The following is a 17528-nucleotide window of genomic DNA, read 5'->3' as shown; positions in this document are numbered from 1 at the left end:
TGATGGCGAGGAACGCGGACCTACAAGAGGCGCGTGGGGAGGCGCGATCGACTCCTGTCGCGATGCACCTCGCGTGTGAGTGCCACATCGCGGGCTCGCCGAGCGTTCAGCCGCTGATCTGCGCGTCAGGCCCACCCGAGCCCGCTCAAGCGGGTCTCTGGCCTAAGGAATCGATGCTTGCCGCTCTTCGCGGCGGTGGACACCGAGAAAGGTTCGAAATCATGCAAGCACTGAGAGTGAAGAGGCTTTTCGCGGCATCCGCCATCGGTGTCTTGATGGCGGGCGGCGCTGCCATCGGTGCAGCCGGCACGGCGTCGGCCGCCCCCACCCACTCGGCCACCTATGTCACCGGCGGCGGCTGGGACGACGGCGACTACGGCTACAACCACCACGGCTGGTATGACGACGATGACGACTGGGGCGGCTACGGCGGTTACGGTCACGACTGCTGAGCAGTATCCGACCCCACAACAGCTGGGCTGACGTTGGATGGTCCGACGCCAGCCCCGTTTCTCTGCGAGGGCATCCCAACGGTCCGTACCGCGATCACCGCCCCCCAGCCGAGGCGAGCGCGGCCACGGACAGGGCTGCGGCCACGGCGTCGAGACGACGGCGATGGGCTTGTGAGTGCGGATGGTGCTGGCGGAATGGGGTCCGCGTTCGCTCTCCCCGCCCCGGAGCCGGCGATGTGACGGCATGCTCCAGGGCGAGGGGCGGTGAGCCGCAGCTGCTCTTCCCGGAGCGGCCAAGGCCTCACCAGCACAACGCAGCCCACCGCACTCGGGGTGGGCGCCGCACCGGCATGGCGGGGCCGGCCACCCGAACGCCACGCGCCACGCCCAGGATCAGCCCGCCCCATCCCCTCCTGGCCGCTTCGGAGTGCAGACCCTGTCGCGGCTGCTGGCAGCGTCAGCCGCGTCCGGTCCAGGCGTGATCCGAAAGGTTCGAGCCCTGAGCCCCCTTTGAGGGCGATGAGGGTCTGCCGCCGATGAAGAAGCCGGGCTGCTCGGGCGGCGGGCGTGACCCATCCCTTCGCCCTTCGGTGCCGAATACAGGGTGTGCCGGGCTCCGGCTCCTCTCCGGGCCTCCCGGCCGCCGAGCGGTATCGCCGCACGGGGTGGAGGAGGTATGCATCATGGTCATGCTGAGCGCAGCTCGGGCCTCGCGCCGCAGGCGGGTCCGGCTGGATGAGCGCCTTCCCGTCGACCACCGGCTTGGCCGCGTCTATCGCGTCGGCGCCGCCGTGATGGGCTTCTTCCTCATCGTGTTCGGGGTTCTCGGGCTCATCGAGCGCATTGGGTTCTTCGGCACCGGAGGCAACACGGTCCTCGGGCTGAACAGCAACGGCGCCCTGAGCGTGATCTCGATCCTGGTCGGCCTCCTGCTCTTGGCCGGGACCGTTACAGGAGGCAACGCCACCTCCACCGTCAACATCGCCGTCGGTACGGCCTTCCTGCTCGCAGGATTCGTCAGCCTGGCGTTGCTCGACAGCAGGTTCAGCTTTCTCGCGTTCGGGATCCAGAACGTGGCCTTCAGCTTCGTAACCGGGCTCCTGCTCATGACGTTCGGCATGTACGGGCGGGTCAGCGGATCGCTGCCGCACGACAACCCGTACTGACGCTCCCGCCACCCGAGACGGTCGTCCTGACCACGACCGAGCCCGCGGTCCGCCCGCTTCAGCATCCGGCCGTCACCAGTCCAGGGGGCGATCCAGCCCCCTGACGTCCGCCCGGCCGCAGAACCCCCGCACCCGGGGCCGCAGACGTCTCGGGTGCGGGACCACGCCCGCCACCGCGCCCGGAACGGCCAGGGCATCGGGGGGCTCCCGAAGTTTTGACAAGTTCCCGATGCCACCCACCGCTGTTACACGAGATGCTGGACCAGGTCGCTGGGCCGAATGCGGGGAGGGTCCACCCCTTCGAGGGAACAGGCTGGTGAAGGCCAAGCCGCGCCGCAGCGCCTGACGAAGAGGATGTGCGGGCCCGACTCCGGGCCGCCGGCGCGCAGGCGCCGCTGGACCAGCAAGGAGAGTCCTCTTGTCCCGTGTGCTGAAGTCTGCAGGTCTTGTGCTCGGCGTCGGCATGGCCGTGATCGGAGGAGCGGTATCGGCGTCTGCCGACGCTGGCGCCTCAGGGGTGGCCGCCTACTCGCCGGGCGTCCTGTCGGGAAACCTGATCCAGGTTCCGGTCCATATCCCGATCAACGCCTGCGGGAACAGTGTCAGTGTGATCGGTCTGCTCAACCCCGCCTTCGGCAACACCTGCGTCAACAGCTGAAGGCCCCAGATCCCGGTTTGGCCCGGCCCGCGAAATGGCCGGCTGGGGCGAAGGGCCCGTTCCCCTCCGGTTCAGACGGGCATCTCCGCCATCTGCCCGCCTGTGTCTGGCCGGGGCTCCCGGAGTGGTGAAGCAACGGGGAGTCACCACCCCGTGACCGGCGCGGTGCTCTGCCTCTGTCTGGTGCCTGCAACCCGGTCAGACGTGGCTCGTGCCGGAATGACCCGAGCCATACCCGGAAGGTAAGGAGCGCGAGAAGGAATATTCCAGACCGGCGACAGCTCGAATCCTGTTCGCAATCTCCGGGGTTCACAAGGACGGCTTCAAGCTATTTAATCCGCACGCTTGGAGAAACGTTTTTTCGAGCACATTTCGGGACCCTCGCGATCTATTTGGCCGCCCACGGATCCGGCTCCTCTTTCCCTGATGCCGACTCGTCTCTGATGGGGTCCACACCAGCCGGAGCGGTTGCGTCCCCTGAGTCAAAGACTCCACAGCAGCAAGGCTGCCTGCGCTTGTTTCCACCCCGACAGCCCCTTATTGCGAATCGGTTGCAATAACAGCTCGCCCCCTGATTGGCCTAGTACCTGAAGCGCGTGTTGCGACAATTAATTCGACTCTAATTTCCTCGCCAGACGGCTGTGGCCAGGACATTTACATCAATGGCGGCGCGACGCCATCCGGAGTGCCTATAAATGCGGTCACGCACTACCGGCGTCGCATGCTTTCCTTCCGTCTGCGCGGTCTGAGCGCAAAGGCACTGCGTATGGTCGGCGGGCCTCGGTGCTGCTGCCGATGCCTCACGGGCGCGTTGTCCGACCCAGTGGTCACCCCACCTGAATGCCCCCTGAGTTGCCGTGCCGTGTGTGCGGCGGGCCTGGGGTTCGCAGTCGAGAGGAACAGCTTTGAAGTCCATCTCCGCACGGCCCCGTTCGCGGCGTGTGTTCGACCAGTCCCTGCTCGTCCTGGGCGCCGGCGCGCTCGCGACCGGTTTGGCCGCCCTCACCCTCGCCCCGGGCGTCAGCGCCGCGTCCAGTCACCGCGAGGCGCCGCTGATCGCGGGCGACCCGCGCGCGGACAACACGGACGTGTACGCGTTCACCAGCCCCGACAAGACCGACACCGTCACCCTGCTGGCGAACTGGATCCCGTTCGAGGAGCCCAACGGCGGCCCGAACTTCTACCCGTTCGCCGACGACGCCCGCTACAACATCAAGATCGACAACAACGGCGACGGCGTCTCGGACGTCACCTACACCTGGCGCTTCCGCAGCAGCTACCGCGACGACGCCAACCAGTTCCTCTACAATACCGGCCCGGTCACCACGCTGAACGACCCGGACCTCAACTTCCGGCAGGTCTACGACCTCGTCCTGACCACGGGCGGCAAGTCCACCGTCCTGCTCTCCGGGGTGCCGGCCGCGCCTTCCCGTGTGGGACCGGCATCGATGCCGAACTACGCGGCTCTGCGCAACCAGGCGATCCGCAACCTGCCCGGCGGCGGCAAGACGTACGCGGGCCAGGCCGAGGACCCGTTCTTCGCCGACCTGCGGGTCTTCGACCTCCTCTATGGCGGCAACCTGTCCGAGCGCGGCCAGGACACCCTCGCCGGCTACAACGTCAACTCCGTCGCCATCCAGGTCCCGAAGAGGCTCCTCGCGCTGAAGGGGAACACCGGCCGCAACCCGGTGATCGGCGTGTGGTCGACGACCGACCGCCAGGGCGTCCAGGTCTCCGACTCCCGGAACAAGCACGGCGACAAGTGGAAGCAGGTCTCCCGCCTGGGCAACCCGCTCGTGAACGAGGTCGTCGTCCCCCTGAAGTTCAAGGACGCCTTCAACACCCTCAACCCCGACCAGGACCGCACCGTCCAGCCGGTCGTGGACAAGGTCCTCGACCCGATCCTCCCCAAGCTGATCCAGCAGGTCTACGGCATCCCCGCCCCGCCGGCCCCGCGCAGGGACCTGTTCGAGATCTACCTGACGGGCATCTGCAAGGCGTGCGGTCCGATCCAGGCCGACCTCAACGCCCACCGCCTGAACAAGGACGCACGGCTGAAGCAGATCGTCCCCGCCGAAGAGCTGCGCCTGAACATGGCCGTGCCGCCCACCGCCAACCCCAACCGCTACGGCGTCCTTGCCGGTGACCTCGCGGGCTTCCCGAACGGCCGCCGCCTGACGGACGACGTCATCGACATCTCCCTCCAGGCCGTCGAGGGCGCCGCCCAGACCGGCCAGCTCGTCCCGGCCCTCGCCGACGGCGACCGGGTCAACGCCAACGAGGTGCCGTTCGGGAACACGTTCCCGTACCTGGCGCTCCCCCACACCAAGTCCGTGAACAGCGGCCCGAACGCCCCCGAGCGGTCCGGGAACAAGAATGCCGCGGCCCTCGGCGGCCTCGGCGCGCTGCTCCTCGGCGTCGGCGGCTACCGCCTTCGCCGCAGCCGCAAGACCAGCTGACGAATCCTCCGGGCGGGAACGGAGGTCGGTCCTCCGGTCCCGCCCGGAACACCTTTCACCGATTTCCCCGGGGAGGATCCTGTGCACCGGCCCGAAGAGAAACCCGCCCCCGCGATCCGGCACCGCAGACACCTGCGCACCACCGCGATCACCATCGCCCTGGGCGTGGTCATGTTCACCGTCGGTGCCATCGGCCTCTCCCCGTCAAGCACCAGCACACCGGACACCGCAGCATCCGGCACGGCCTCCGCGGGTCCGGCGCGCGGCATCGAGGCGATGCGGGAGCGCGTGAAGCGCCTGCCGAAGGATCCGGTCAGCTGGGCGGACCTCGGCATGGCCCTCGTGCAGCAGGCCCGCACCACCGCAGACCAGGCCACCTACGCCCAGGCAGAGACGGCCCTGCGCCGCTCGCTCGCGCTCCAGCCGGCGGAAAACCTGCACGCCGAGATCGGCATGGGCGCCCTCGCCGCCGCCCGCCACCAGTTCCGCGACGCCCTCACCTGGGCCCGTAAGGCGGTCGCGACGAGCCCCGCAACCCCCGCCTCCTACGGGATCCTGGCCGACGCCCACACCCAGCTCGGCCAGTACCAGGAAGCCGAGGACGCCGTCCAGAAGATGGCCGACCTGCGCCCGGACAGCTCCTCCCTCGCCCGCGCCTCCTACACCTTCGAACTCCGCGGCGACACCGATCAGGCCAAGACCCTCATGGAACGCGCACTACGCGCGGCCGGCACCCCAGGCGAGCGCGCCTTCGCCTCCACCCACCTGTCCTCCCTCGCCCTGGACAGCGGAGACCCGGCGACCGCGCTGCGCCAGGCGCAGTCCGGGCTGGCCATCGCACCGCGCGACGCGGGCCTGCTGGAAGCCCGGGCCAAGGCACATGCGGCCGCGGACGACCGCGAGCAGGCGGTGGCCGACTACACCGCGGCCATCGCGGTTGCCCCGCTGCCGCAGTACGTTCTGGGGCTGGGTGAACTCCAGCAGTCCCTCGGCCGTCAAGAGCGGGCCGAGGCCCAGTACGCGGTCCTTCGCGCCCAGGAAGTTCTACGCCGGGCCGCCGGAGCGCCCGCCGATGTCGACGCGATTCTCTTCGAGGCGGACCACGGCGATCCCCGCCAGGCTGTGGCCATGGCCGAAGCAGCCGTACGGGACCGGCCGTTCCTCGCCGTCCAGGACGCCTACGCCTGGGCCCTGCACCGCGCAGGCCGCGACACCGAGGCCCTGGACCAGGCCGACGAAGCCCTCGTGCTCGGCACGCGCAGCGCGCTGTTCCTCTACCACCGCGGCGCCATCCACCAGGCCCTCGGCGACACCACAGCCGCCCGGCGCGACCTCTCGCAGGCTCTGACCACCGACCCCTCCTTCCACCCGCTGCACGCCCCCGCAGCGCGCGAAGCACTCCGGCGAATCGACGACATGCCATGAACCCCAGTACCCGCCGGCGCCTAGCCGCCGCCCCCCTCGCAGCCGCGCTGCTCACCCCGCTCGCGCTCTTCGCCTCGGCCTCGTCCGCGGCGGCGCATCCGCTGGGCAACTTCACCGTCAACTACGCGACCAGCCTGACCCTGCGCCCCCGCTCGGTCGAGGCGGAGATCGTGGTCGACCGCGCCGAGATCGCCGCGGCACAAGAGCGCCCGCTCATCGACCAAGACCACAACGGATCCCTCAGCGCCGACGAGCAGGGCGTGTACGCGGATAAGGCGTGCACCACGCTTGCCGGGCAACTGGCCGCCGACGTGGGCGGCGTGAGCCTCCAGTGGCACCGGGGCGCGAGCAGGCTGACCTTCCACACCGGCGAGGCCGGACTCAAGACCTCGCGCCTCACCTGCCGCCTCACCGCCGACGCGCAGCTCACCTCGCCGTCCGGCGTCCACATCGCCACGCACTACGACAGCCGGCGCATCGGCTGGCACGAGATCACCGCCCGCGGCGACGCCCTCACCCTCGCCCACTCCACCGTCCCGGCGACCTCCGCCACCAACCAGCTGCGCCAATACCCGCAAGACCCGCTCGCCGCCCCACTCGACCAGCGCACCGCCGAACTGCGGACCGCTCCCGGGCAGGGGCCTGGGGCCCGGATCGTGCCGCCCGGCCTGCCCGGCGCCGGCCCGATCACCGCCGCCCTGAACAAGGTCTCCGCCCTCTTCGACACCCTCGTCGGCAGCCGCGAACTCACCGTCCCCGTCGGCCTCCTCGCCCTGCTCCTCGCCGTGGTACTCGGCGCCTCCCACGCCGCGATGCCCGGCCACGGCAAGACGATCATGGCTGCCTACCTGGCCGGCCGACGCGGCACCCGCCGCGACGCCGTCACCGTCGGAGCCACCGTCACCCTCACCCACACCGCAGGGGTTCTCGCCCTCGGCCTGGCCCTCCCGCTCGCCACCCACCTGGCCGGGGAAACCGTCCTCAGCTGGCTCGGCCTGGCCAGCGGCCTCCTCGTCACCGCCATCGGCATCCACCTCCTGCACTCCGCCCTTCGCGGCCGCCCCCTCCACCACGGCCACAGCCACAGCCACGGACATCACCACCACGGTGACCATGGCCACGGGCACCACCACCACGGCGACCACGACCACGGCCACGGCGGGGATCACAGCCACGAGCCGCCGACCGGCCTGCCATCCTCACGCCGAGCCCCAGACAGCGCGGCGTCCGACGGCACCGTCCTCGTCCTGTCGAAAACAGCTACTCCGCTCCCGCAGGGCCATCACCACGGCGAAGCCGACCACCAGCACACGCATGCGCCGGCACGCCGAAGGCGCTGGTCGCTGATCGGCGTCGGTATCGCCGGCGGTCTCGTCCCCAGCCCCTCGGCCCTGGTCGTCCTCCTCGGCGCCGTCGCCCTCGGCCGGACCGCCTTCGGCATCCTCCTCGTCATCGGCTACGGCCTCGGCATGGCCGCCACCCTCACCCTCGCCGGCCTCCTCCTCGTACGGCTACGCGACCGCATCACCGCCCGCACCGCCGAGAGGGCCTCCACACGCCTGCAGAAGCTCGGGCGCATCGGGCCCGCCGCCACCTCAGCCCTCGTGCTCCTCGTTGGAATCGGCCTCACCGCCCGCGCCATCACCGGATGGTGATCGAGGCAGCCATCAGATACTCGAGAGGATGGCCGCCCGTGAAGAGGCTGTCGGCCGTCTGCCCGGCCGCGACCAAGGAGAGGGCGGAAGCCCGGACGGCAGATACGGAGCGCCGGCGGCCGAGAAACAGGCACAGGTGACGCAGTCAGCCTGGACGCCGCGAAGATCAGAAGCCGGTACCCGAATCCGTTACACCATCGGCGCCCTGCCCGCGTTCCCGGGAGGAACACGACGGCGTAGCGCCCTCCTGAGCTTCCCCGCGCCCGGTTCTAAGGGCAGGGAGGCGTCCCAGAGTCGCTACATACCGGTATAGGGCGAATCTGCACCAATCCGGTGGGTACGGGCCTTCGAATCACCAGGTGGAGGCGTGAGCGCCAGCTGCTCGCGGCGCCGGTCCCACATGGCCCTGGGGCGCAGAGGCGAGGGGTGCGAGAGGAAGTGCTGTCATGACCGCACGAACGATCGGGCGTGGCCTTGCCGCCGTCGTCCTGGCTGCCGGTTTCGGTGTGGCGGGCGTGGGTGTGGCGGGGGCTGTTCCGCAGTCCCACCACCATGATTATGGAGTGGTGGGCACGGTGACCTCCCGGATCGAGCTCAATGTCCGCCAGCACCCGCAGACGCATTCCCCCGTGGAGTGGAACCTGTCCCCGGGCAGCCACGTCAAGCTGTCCTGCCAGCAGGACGGCTGGTATCACCTCGCCGACAAGTCCGGTTGGGTCGATTCCCGCTACGTCCATGCTAACGAGTGGGTGCGGTACTGCTGACCGGGGCGGGCGGCCGGGAGGTCTTCAGCTGTCGTGGCTTTGACCCGGCCGGTCCCGCTTCACGGCAGGGGCCGCACCGGTGGTGCGGCCCCTGCCGTGTGTCAGTGCTGGTCGAGCGGGAGGGCGATGTCGGTGACCTGGCGGTTCCCCGGGAAGGAACCGAGGTCGCGTGCGGCGCCGGTCAGCAGGTTGATCCCGTAGAGGCGCTGGGCGCCCGTGGTGCGGAGGGCCGCGTAGCCGCTGTTGGTGGACTTCTTGGGGCTGTAGTAGATGTCGAAGCCCGCGTCGGGGCCCGCGTTGACGCCGAGGTTCCCAGTGGGGGCGAGGCTGCCGGCGTTGGCCGGGGACTGGATCGAGGTCCGGTCGGCCGTGGTGTCGATGTCAAACAGGGTGGTCGCCGTCGCCGTGTTCAGGTCGTTGTTCGTGTACGCGGCGCCGGTGACACCGAGGGCCGTGGAGGGCGGCGTGGTGGGGTTGGTGAGCGTGCCGTCGACGGTCGTGGTGAGCGGTGCGGCGTTGTCGTCGATGTTGTGGCGCAGGTTCTGTCCCGTGTCGCTGATGACCCGCAGCCGGTTCGCGGCCGGGTTGAAGTCGACCCCGAAGTAGGTGCCGGCGAGGGCCACGGTCAGCTGGGAGACCTTCACCGCGTTCGCGGACTCGGTGCCGAGCGTGTAGATGCCGCCCTTGTCACCGACGCCGTACAGCTTCTCGTTCTGGACGCGGAAGTCGATCCCGACGATCTTTGTGTCCCGGGACAGGCCGGACACCCTGCCCAGGTCCCAGGTCTTGCCCGGCTGGTCGACGTTGAACTCCACGAGCCGCTGGTCCGCGGTCAGCCCGATCGCATGCAGCGCCGAGTGAGCCATAGCGTGCTCTGCGGGCTGATCGCTGTCGGCACTGGCGAAGGCAGGCACCGCCAGAGCTGTGGCAGCAGCGGTGCAGACGAGGACGGGCAGGAACCGAGCACGCATGAGCACTCCTCGAGGAGAGATACCTGGCGGCGCGCCACGACACCCGCGACACGTCCACTGCTGTCTTCGGTACGCACGGCCCTCCGCATGGCTCTGCACTCGGAAGTCCACCCGGATGCCGCACACCCCCTCGGCTGTCCGGGCACCGGTGCTCGGCTGGAAGCCGATGCGGTCGCGGCTCAGGCAGAGCGGCCGCCGTCGCGTCTCGAGGGCCTGGCCCGGCGTAGGGCTCGCGCCCGCCCCTGCGACCACGGCGGTCCGACGGACGAACGCGTCCGCGCCGAGCCGCGGGTGCCACGGCACAGGGGACGACCGGGCCCCCGGCCTGCCATGCCGCGTATCTGGGGCCGGCTCCTGCTGGCCGCTGTCCCGTTAGAAGTCATCTCATTTGGCCAGCCGGCGGTAGCAGATGAGGGTGCAGGCGAGGCTGGTGAAGGCGAGGAAGTGCTCGGCCTTGCGTTCGTAGCGGCGGTGGAGTCGTCGGCAGCCGGCGAGCCAGGACATGGTCCTTTCGACGACCCATCGGTGGAGGCCGAGCCGTTGTGAGGACTCGATACCTCTGCGGGCGATACGGTGTTTGATGCCGCGTTCGCGTAACCATCGTCGCAGGTGGGCGTAGTCGTAGCCCTTGTCCGCGTGGAGCTTGCCGGGCCTGCTTCGTCGGCGTCCGCGGCGTGAGCGGATGGGCGGTATGCCGCGGACGAGGGGCTCGAGGGCCTGACTGTCGTGCAGGTTGGCGCCCGAGATTGCGACGGACAGGGGCAGACCGGTCCGCTCGGCGATCAAGTGGATCTTCGAGCCGAATTTGCCCCGATCGACAGGATTCGGACCCGTCAGATCCCCCCTTTCAAGGCCCTCATGTTCACCGAGTCGATCACGCAGCGGGACCAGTCGAGCTCGCCGCGGGCGCCGAGTTCGTCGAGGACCAGGCGATGGAGCTTGGCCCAAACCCGGGCCTTGCTCCACTCCGAGAACCGTCGGTGAGCTGTCGCCCCCGACGGCCCGAACGATGCCGAAGGCAGCTGCTGCCAGGTACAACCCGACGTGGCCACGAACACGATCGCGGCCAGCACTTCCCTGTCACCGTGCCGGCGCCGGCCACCGCCCTGAGGCCTTGAAGGCGCCTCGGGAACCACCCGCTTGAACAGCTCCCACAGCTCGTCCGGCACCATCCGTTCAACGATCCCCACCATGACCGACAGCCTACCCGCGAAGCCCAAATGAGATGGCTTCTTAGGCGGGGAGGGAGAGGAGAAGCAGGGGGCTGGTGGTGGGCCGGGGGGAGCCGCCCGCAGGTTCGAGGGTGAGGCCGACGGCGAGGGCCTGGCCGGGGTCTCCCTGCATGAGGACGGAGCCGTCGCCGGGGATGAGGCCGGCGGGGCGCATGGTGCCGTGGTCGTCGAACCACAGCTGGTAGGTCCGTCCTGCGGGTGCCGGGGGGAGTCCTGAGGTGAGGAAGACGGCCTGATTCAGGCGGGCAGAGGTCACCACGGAGGCCAAGGCCCCGGTACTGGTATGCCCACGAGTCGTCTGGGCGTCAGGGGAGGCCATCACAGCGGTCATGTCCTGGACCTGCTGTCCGGCGCGCTGGGCCTGCGTGCGGGCCTGCTCCGCCTGCTGGTGCTGCCAGAGGGCGACACCGCCGAACCCGGCGGCAGCGACGATGCTGGCCGCGACGACGAACGCTCCAGCCCTGCGCGTGAAGAGTGTGGTGAGCCGAACCGACGGGGCGATCCGGGTACGCGGCGCAATCTGCCGGACAGCTGCGATGTGGTGCAGGACCGCCTGTCTCATGGCTACGGGCGCGGGCAGGCTGGCTTCTGCGGCCAGACGTGCCGCTGTGGCAGCGAACTCGCCGACCTCCTGATGGCAGCCTTCGCAGTGCTCAAGATGCGCGGTGAAGGCGCGGAGTTCCTCACCTGTCAGCGCATCGAGTGCGTACGCACCGGTGAGGGTGTGCAGTTCTGCTTCGTGTTTCATGTGGTCACCCCCATGCAGTCGCGCAGCCGGATCAGTCCGTCGCGCATTCGGGTCTTGATGGTCGCCAGCGGGGACCGGAGTTCTTCTGCGACCTCGCGGTAGGTCAGCCCCCCGTAGTAGGCCAGGGTTACGGAGCGGCGTTGGATCTCGGTCAGACCTTGCAGACAGCGCCGGACCTGCTCGCTGTCCAGGCGGGTCTCGACCTCCTCGGCGACTTCGTCGAAGGGCCGAACCTGGTCGCGTACACCGGTGGCGTGTTCACGGCTTGCGGATGCCTGAGCGGAGCGGACCCGGTCCACAGCCCTGCGGTGGGCGATGGTCGCCACCCAGGTCATGACGGCGCCCTGCTCCGGTCGGTACCGGGCGGCCTGACGCCATACGTCGATCATCACCTCCTGTGCCACCTCCTCCGACTGGGCACGGTCCCGGACGATTTTGACGGCGATCCCGAACACGGTGGCGGCCACCGCGTCGTAGAGAACGGAGAAGGCGTCCTTGTCGCCCTGACTCACCCGCTCCATCACCTCCTGCAGCTGCTGGCCGGCCGGATCGTGGGCACGGGATCGCTGGGGCTGGGTCATCGGCGTCCTGCCCCGTGCTGCCGCGTGCCGTGCTGCGGGCCGGCTGTGCACAGGCCGCACCCGCCTTCGTGCCTTGATGTCATCAACAGCTCTTTCGCCGCGAGAAGGGCCGGCCCCTCAGGGGCCGGCCATGTTCCTCCGCTGTCTACCGCTTCTTCGGAGCAGGCATTTGTGCGGATTGCCCTGAGCGGGTACCCAGCACCTGGGTTGTCATCCCTTCGGGTGATCCCGGCGCTGACCACCCAACCGCTGTGGGGGCGGCAGCGAAGGGAGACAGACGGGTCCGAGTGGGCTTGGCCGGGACCGGATCACGGAACCGGTGCGCACCCGCGCATCCACAGCAGGAGGCATTCATGGCCGGTTTCCTCAAGACCGCAGGACGGGTACTGGCGGCCACCGCCGCGATCGGCGGCGGAGCGTCGGCCGCTTCCGCGGACGCCGGGGCCAGCGGCCTTACCGCGTACTCGCCTCGGGCAACCTGATCCAGATCCCGATCCACATCCAGGTCAACGCCTGCGGCAACTCCGGCAGCATCATCTCCGGCAACACCTGCATCAACGCCTGAACAGGCAACCAAAGACTCCGGCCCGCTGCCGACAACGGGGAGTCAGCAGGCCGGACGATCCCTCCATGACCGCCCTGCCCCAGCGGGCAGCGCCGCTCAAGGAGGGATCCGCTGCGGGTGGCGGTCAGAACCGCCACCCGCAGTACCCCCTCCAGGCACCGAGAACCAGCTGATCGCAGAAGCGACCAATCCGCCGGATGGACCACAGCGAATGGGCGTTGTGAGCACCTTCCGCAAGTCCCTAGCCCGCAACACGCTGGGCGCCGTGTCCGGCCTGCTGGCCGGGTACACGGCGCTGGCGGTGGCCGAGCTCGTGGCCTCCCTGATCCGGCCGCAGGCCGGGCCGGTAACCGTCGTGGGCGGCGCCGCCATTGACCGGACGCCGGCCGCGGTCAAGGACTTCGCGATCCGCACGTTCGGCGAGAACGACAAAGTCGTCCTTCAGCTCGGCATCCTCGCCGTCCTCGGCCTTCTCGGCGTCATCCTCGGCGTTGTCTCCCTGCGCTACCGGCGGGCTGGAGCCGCAGGTGTCCTGATCTTCGGGGTGATCGGCGCGGCTGCCGCGCTGAGCAGGCCCGACACCCAAGGGGTCGCGGACGCACTGCCCTCTGTGATCGGTGCGCTCGCGGGCGCCGCCATCCTCTACCTCCTGGCCGGAAAACTCATCTCCGCCGGCTCTCCGGCTGATGCGGAGGGCGCCGGAGGAGGCTGGTCGCGGCGGGGTTTCATCACCGCGGCCTCTGTCACCGCCGTCGCCGCCACCGGAGCCGGAGCCGTGGGACGCGCGCTGATCGGCAAGAGCGGCCAGGGTGCCACCGCATCCCGGGATGCCATCAAACTGCCCGCACCCGCCTCCTCCGCCCCCGCACTGCCCGCCGGCGCCCAGCTCAAGGTGGAGGGGATCAGCGCCTTCACCACCCCGAACAAGGACTTCTACCGCGTCGACACCGCGCTCGTCGTCCCCAAGGTGGACGCGGACACCTGGCGGCTGCGGATCCGCGGCAAGGGCGTCACCCGCCCCCGCACCTACACCTTCCAGGAACTCCTGGAGCGTCCCCTCATCGAGCGGGACATCACCTTGACCTGCGTCTCCAACGAGGTCGGTGGCCCCTACATCGGCCACGCCCGATGGCTCGGCGTGCGCCTGGACGACCTCCTGAAGGAGTGCGGCGTCGTCCCGCCTTCCCGGGGCGGCAAGGCCGACCAGCTGGTCGCCCGCTCGGTCGACGGCATGACGCTCGGCTCGCCGGTCGAGGACGTGATGGACGGCCGCGACGCGATCCTGGCCGTCGGCATGAACGGGGAACCGCTCCCCTTCGACCACGGCTTCCCCGTGCGCATGCTCGTGCCCGGTCTGTACGGGTACGTGTCGGCATGCAAGTGGATCCAGGAGATCGAGCTCACCACCTTCGACTCCTACGACCCGTACTGGGTCAAGCGCAAGTGGGCCCGCAAGGCGCCCATCAAGACGCAGGCCCGCATCGACACCCCCACGCCCTTCGGACGGCCCACGGGGGAGCTGGTCACGGTGGCCGGGGTCGCCTGGGCCCAGCACCGCGGCATCGACCGCGTCGAAGTCCGGGTCGACGACGGACCCTGGCAGACCGCCGACCTCGCCCCCCAGGCGAACAAGGACACCTGGCGACAGTGGTCCTTCCCCTGGAAGCCGACACCCGGCGGACACAACCTCACCGTCCGCGCCACCGACGGCACCGGCCAGGTCCAGACCGAAGAACGCACAAGGACCATCCCCGACGGCGCCAGCGGCTGGCACAGCGTCTTCGTCACCACGTAACAGCCCGGCAGGCTCCCCGGCTCCTTGCCGTGGCCCCACCTTGCCCTCAGCCACATATCTCACTCCTTTGCACATTTCTGAGAACACAACAGGAGATTTTGATCATGTCGAACACCCTGCGTTTCCGTCGTACCGCTCTCGCCGTCGCCGCGGCCGCCGTTCTCCCCCTCACCCTTGCCGCCTGCTCCGACTCCGGCAATGACTCCGCGTCCGGATCCTCCGCGGACAAGAGCAGCGAAGCGCCCGCCGCCTCGCAGCCTGCTACCCCGGACGCGTCGATGGCGATGGACAAGCCGTTCGGGCCCGCTTGTTCGGGCGTTCCCGCCGACGGTGCCGGCTCCTTCGACGGCATGGCCAAGGACCCGGTCGCCACCGCGGCCTCCAACAACCCGGCGCTGTCCACGCTGGTGGCGGCCGTCAAGCAGGCCGGCCTGGTCGACACCCTCAACAACGCCAAGGACATCACGGTGTTCGCGCCGACCAACGACGCCTTCGCCAAGATTCCGAAGGCTGACCTCGACAAGGTCCTCGCCGACAAGGCCCTGCTCACCAAGATCCTCACGTACCACGTCGTCGGTGAGAAGCTCACTCCGAAGCAGCTGGAGAGCGGCTCCTTCGACACCCTGGAGAAGACCAAGCTCACCACCAGCGGTTCGGGCGAGGCCTACAAGGTCAACGACACCTCCAACGTCGTCTGCGGCAACGTCAAGACGGCCAACGCGAACGTCTACATCGTCGACACCGTCCTCATGCCGAAGTAACCACCAAGGATCGATGCCGAACGGCAACGCTGTGGGCCGGCCCCTGGAGGGGACGCTGTTGGTCTATTCGGTCCTTCGCGTGACGTCGGTCCCCATGAACCGGTTGTGGTCATGGGGACCGACGTTGCTGTGTGGGGTGGGTGTCGATGTCGATGAAGGCGAAAGGGCCGGGGGAGATTCCGGCGGAGACGGTGCGGGTGGCGCGGGCCGCATTCCCGAAGGGGAGTCTGGCGATCCGGGTCCGGGACGAGCTGGGGGTGCTGTTCCGCGACGAGGACTTCGCGGATCTGTTCGCCTCTCGTGGGCGGCCTGCCTGGTCTCCCGCCGGGCTGGCGCTGGTGTCGGTGCTCCAGTTCGTGGAGGGGCTGACCGACCGCCAGGCCGCGGAGGCGGTGCGGGCACGGATCGACTTCAAGTACGCGCTCGGGCTCCACCTCGACGATCCTGGCTTCGACTTCTCGGTGCTGTCGGAGTTCAGGGACCGAATGGCCGGGGCGGACGGCGGACGCCGGGTCATGGACGGTGTGCTGGCCGCGGCCCGCGAGAAGGGGGTACTCAGGAGCGCGGGCAGGGCCCGCACCGACTCCTCGCACGTGCTGTCGTCGGCGCGTGAATTGTGCTGGCTGGAGCAGGTGGCCGAGACGCTCCGTGCGGCGTTGAACGCGGTCGCGCAGACCGATCCGGAGTGGCTGTCCGAGATCGCGGAGCCGGACTGGTTCCGCCACTACGCCACCAGGGCCGAGGACTCCCGGTTCCCCAAATCCCGTGCCAAGCGGGACGAGGTGGGAGCCCGGATCGGCCGGGACGGGACACGCCTGCTGGAAACGGTCTTCGCCGCCGAAGCCCCCGCCGTGCTCCGCGCACTCGACGAGGTGGAGATCCTGCGCCGGGTCTGGGTCCAGCACTTCCACCGGGTGGACGGTGGGGTGACGCGGCGGGGCCCAAAAGACCGGCCGCCGGGCGCGATGCGCCTGGTCAGCCCGTATGACCCAGAGGCCCGTGTCGGGGTCAAACGGGACACCATGTGGGACGGATACAAAGTCCACCTCACCGAGACCTGCGGCGAGCGGGACGTTCCGAACCTGGTCACCAATGTGGCAACCACGGTGGCGACCGTCGCGGACAACGCGATGAACTAGTGTCCTGCGCCGGAGATCCGTCGTTAGTTTGTGTATGACTGCTTCTGCGGATGTGCCGGCGCCTCGTCGTGGCCCGAAGTTGGAACCGTTGCTGTTGTCGTCCGATGAGCGTGTGGTGTTGGAGCGTTGGGCCCGCAGGGCGTCATCCGCGCAGGCGGTGGCCTTGCGGGCCCGCATCGTGTTGGCGTGTGCCGGTCCTGATGTGCCGCCGATTGTCGTGGTGGCGCGGGAGTTGCGGATCGCGGCCGACACGGTTCGCAAGTGGCGTCGCCGGTTCCTGGCGGCCCGGCTGGACGGGCTGGTCGACGAGCCCCGGCCGGGCCGGCCGCCCACCATCGGCGTCGATCAGGTGGAGGCGGTCGTGGTCAGCACGCTGGAGGAGATCCCGAAGAACGCCACTCACTGGTCGCGTTCGTCGATGGCCGACCGCAGCGGCCTGTCGAAGTCGACGGTGGGCCGGATCTGGCGGAGGTTCCACCTCAAGCCCCATTTGAGCGACACGTTCAAGCTGTCGACGGACCCTCTGTTCGTGGAGAAGCTCTACGACGTGGTGGGGCTGTACTTCAACCCTCCCGAGGGAGCAGTGGTGCTGTCGGTGGACGAGAAGTCCCAGATCCAGGCCCTGGACCGCTCTCAGCCAGTGCTGCCGATGATGCCCGGCATGCCCGAGCGCCGCACTCACGACTACGTTCGCAACGGGCTGACCACCCTGTTCGCGGCCTTCGATGTCGCGACCGGCGAGGTCATCACCTCACTGCACCGCCGACACCGGGCCGCGGAGTTCAAGAAATTCCTCATCAAGATCGACAAAGAGGTCCCCGAACACCTTCAGGTCCACCTGATCTGCGACAACTATGGCACCCACAAAACCCCGGCCATCAAGACGTGGCTGGCCAAACACCCCCGCTTCCACCTGCACTTCACACCCACCGGCTCCTCCTGGCTCAACCAGGTGGAGCGATGGTTCGGCTTCCTCGCGGACCAGAAGATCCGGCGCGGAGCCCACAAAAGTGTGCGCTCCCTGGAAGCCGACATCCGAGCCTGGGTCAAACAGTGGAACGAAAACCCGACCCCGTTCACCTGGACCAAGACAGCCGAAGAGATCCTCGACTCACTCGCCCGCTTCTGCCAACGGATCTCCGGCGCAGGACACTAGG

Annotated in this window: 15 protein-coding genes and 1 pseudogene; 12 read left to right on the top strand and 4 right to left on the bottom strand. The window is 69.1% G+C overall.

The features are described from left to right. Positions 1 to 221: 221 nt before the first annotated feature. From ACZ6S8_RS35495 to ACZ6S8_RS35465, 7 genes are all read left to right on the top strand, one after another. Positions 222 to 452 (top strand): hypothetical protein, encoded by a 231-nt coding sequence (locus ACZ6S8_RS35495; protein WP_469462031.1) that lies wholly within the window; start codon positions 222 to 224, stop codon positions 450 to 452. Between the two features lie 683 nt (positions 453 to 1135). After that, positions 1136 to 1618, top strand: coding sequence for a DUF4383 domain-containing protein (locus tag ACZ6S8_RS35490; RefSeq protein ID WP_469462030.1), 483 nt, complete (start codon positions 1136 to 1138; stop codon positions 1616 to 1618). A 463-nt stretch (positions 1619 to 2081) separates the two neighbouring features. Continuing rightward, on the top strand, positions 2082 to 2276 hold the full coding sequence (locus ACZ6S8_RS35485) for a chaplin (protein WP_469462060.1): 195 nt from the start codon (positions 2082 to 2084) through the stop codon (positions 2274 to 2276). Between the two features lie 905 nt (positions 2277 to 3181). Then, the gene (locus ACZ6S8_RS35480) at positions 3182 to 4735 is read left to right on the top strand and encodes a DUF4331 domain-containing protein (protein WP_469462028.1); all 1554 of its coding nucleotides are present in this window, start codon (positions 3182 to 3184) and stop codon (positions 4733 to 4735) included. An 81-nt stretch (positions 4736 to 4816) separates the two neighbouring features. After that, positions 4817 to 6160, top strand: a complete 1344-nt coding sequence (locus ACZ6S8_RS35475; protein WP_469462026.1) for a tetratricopeptide repeat protein — start codon at positions 4817 to 4819, stop codon at positions 6158 to 6160. Beyond that, entirely contained in the window at positions 6157 to 7815 is a 1659-nt protein-coding gene (locus ACZ6S8_RS35470; protein WP_469462024.1) for a nickel/cobalt transporter, read from the top strand. Before ACZ6S8_RS35475 ends, ACZ6S8_RS35470 begins: the two co-directional genes overlap by 4 nt. A 446-nt stretch (positions 7816 to 8261) precedes the next feature. Next, positions 8262 to 8579 (top strand): SH3 domain-containing protein, encoded by a 318-nt coding sequence (locus ACZ6S8_RS35465; protein ID WP_469462022.1) that lies wholly within the window; start codon positions 8262 to 8264, stop codon positions 8577 to 8579. A 101-nt stretch (positions 8580 to 8680) separates the two neighbouring features. Here ACZ6S8_RS35465 and ACZ6S8_RS35460 read toward each other — a convergent pair whose 3' ends face one another. From ACZ6S8_RS35460 to sigK, 4 genes are all read right to left on the bottom strand, one after another. Further along, positions 8681 to 9550, bottom strand: coding sequence for a DUF4394 domain-containing protein (locus tag ACZ6S8_RS35460; RefSeq protein WP_469462021.1), 870 nt, complete (start codon positions 9548 to 9550; stop codon positions 8681 to 8683). Between the two features lie 384 nt (positions 9551 to 9934). Next, a protein-coding gene (locus tag ACZ6S8_RS35455; RefSeq protein WP_469462019.1) for an IS5 family transposase occupies positions 9935 to 10743 on the bottom strand; the annotation gives its coding sequence in 2 pieces (ribosomal slippage) (positions 9935 to 10389 and positions 10389 to 10743; 810 coding nt in all). Between the two features lie 40 nt (positions 10744 to 10783). Next, positions 10784 to 11530, bottom strand: coding sequence for an anti-sigma factor (locus ACZ6S8_RS35450; protein WP_469462016.1), 747 nt, complete (start codon positions 11528 to 11530; stop codon positions 10784 to 10786). Continuing rightward, a complete protein-coding gene (gene sigK, locus ACZ6S8_RS35445) occupies positions 11527 to 12111 on the bottom strand; it encodes an ECF RNA polymerase sigma factor SigK (RefSeq protein ID WP_469462015.1) in 585 nt (194 codons plus the stop codon). The genes ACZ6S8_RS35450 and sigK overlap by 4 nt, the downstream gene beginning before the upstream one ends. A gap of 319 nt (positions 12112 to 12430) precedes the next feature. Between sigK and ACZ6S8_RS35440 the strand changes: the two genes are divergently transcribed. The 5 genes and pseudogenes from ACZ6S8_RS35440 to ACZ6S8_RS35420 all read left to right on the top strand — a co-directional run bounded on the left by ACZ6S8_RS35440 (position 12431) and on the right by ACZ6S8_RS35420 (position 17527). Further along, positions 12431 to 12676 carry a chaplin gene (locus tag ACZ6S8_RS35440; RefSeq protein WP_469462013.1) on the top strand — a complete coding sequence of 82 codons (246 nt, stop codon included), beginning with the start codon at positions 12431 to 12433 and terminating at the stop codon, positions 12674 to 12676. A 211-nt stretch (positions 12677 to 12887) separates the two neighbouring features. Then, positions 12888 to 14471 carry a molybdopterin-dependent oxidoreductase gene (locus ACZ6S8_RS35435; RefSeq protein WP_469462012.1) on the top strand — a complete coding sequence of 528 codons (1584 nt, stop codon included), beginning with the start codon at positions 12888 to 12890 and terminating at the stop codon, positions 14469 to 14471. 104 nt (positions 14472 to 14575) lie between these two features. Then, a complete protein-coding gene (locus tag ACZ6S8_RS35430) occupies positions 14576 to 15232 on the top strand; it encodes a fasciclin domain-containing protein (RefSeq protein WP_469462010.1) in 657 nt (218 codons plus the stop codon). Positions 15233 to 15378: 146 nt separating this feature from the next. Further along, positions 15379 to 16368: pseudogene (locus ACZ6S8_RS35425) on the top strand (transposase); the annotation flags it as partial. 37 nt (positions 16369 to 16405) lie between these two features. Continuing rightward, entirely contained in the window at positions 16406 to 17527 is a 1122-nt protein-coding gene (locus ACZ6S8_RS35420) for an IS630 family transposase (protein ID WP_469462008.1), read from the top strand. Position 17528 lies beyond the last annotated feature (1 nt).

The organism is Streptomyces sp. NPDC048461, assembly GCF_055587105.1.
The sequence above is the reverse complement of the archived record's forward strand: the minus strand, read 5'-3'. Positions and strand labels throughout refer to the sequence as shown.

Coding starts and splice junctions, on each gene's coding strand:
- ACZ6S8_RS35495 (WP_469462031.1), top strand. CDS start 222: ATGCAAGCACTGAGAGTGAAGAGGCTTTTCGCGGCATCCGCCATCGGT.
- ACZ6S8_RS35490 (WP_469462030.1), top strand. CDS start 1,136: ATGGTCATGCTGAGCGCAGCTCGGGCCTCGCGCCGCAGGCGGGTCCGG.
- ACZ6S8_RS35485 (WP_469462060.1), top strand. CDS start 2,082: ATGGCCGTGATCGGAGGAGCGGTATCGGCGTCTGCCGACGCTGGCGCC.
- ACZ6S8_RS35470 (WP_469462024.1), top strand. CDS start 6,157: ATGAACCCCAGTACCCGCCGGCGCCTAGCCGCCGCCCCCCTCGCAGCC.
- ACZ6S8_RS35465 (WP_469462022.1), top strand. CDS start 8,262: ATGACCGCACGAACGATCGGGCGTGGCCTTGCCGCCGTCGTCCTGGCT.
- ACZ6S8_RS35460 (WP_469462021.1), bottom strand. CDS start 9,550: ATGCGTGCTCGGTTCCTGCCCGTCCTCGTCTGCACCGCTGCTGCCACA.
- ACZ6S8_RS35450 (WP_469462016.1), bottom strand. CDS start 11,530: ATGAAACACGAAGCAGAACTGCACACCCTCACCGGTGCGTACGCACTC.
- sigK (WP_469462015.1), bottom strand. CDS start 12,111: ATGACCCAGCCCCAGCGATCCCGTGCCCACGATCCGGCCGGCCAGCAG.
- ACZ6S8_RS35435 (WP_469462012.1), top strand. CDS start 12,888: ATGGGCGTTGTGAGCACCTTCCGCAAGTCCCTAGCCCGCAACACGCTG.
- ACZ6S8_RS35430 (WP_469462010.1), top strand. CDS start 14,576: ATGTCGAACACCCTGCGTTTCCGTCGTACCGCTCTCGCCGTCGCCGCG.
- ACZ6S8_RS35420 (WP_469462008.1), top strand. CDS start 16,406: ATGACTGCTTCTGCGGATGTGCCGGCGCCTCGTCGTGGCCCGAAGTTG.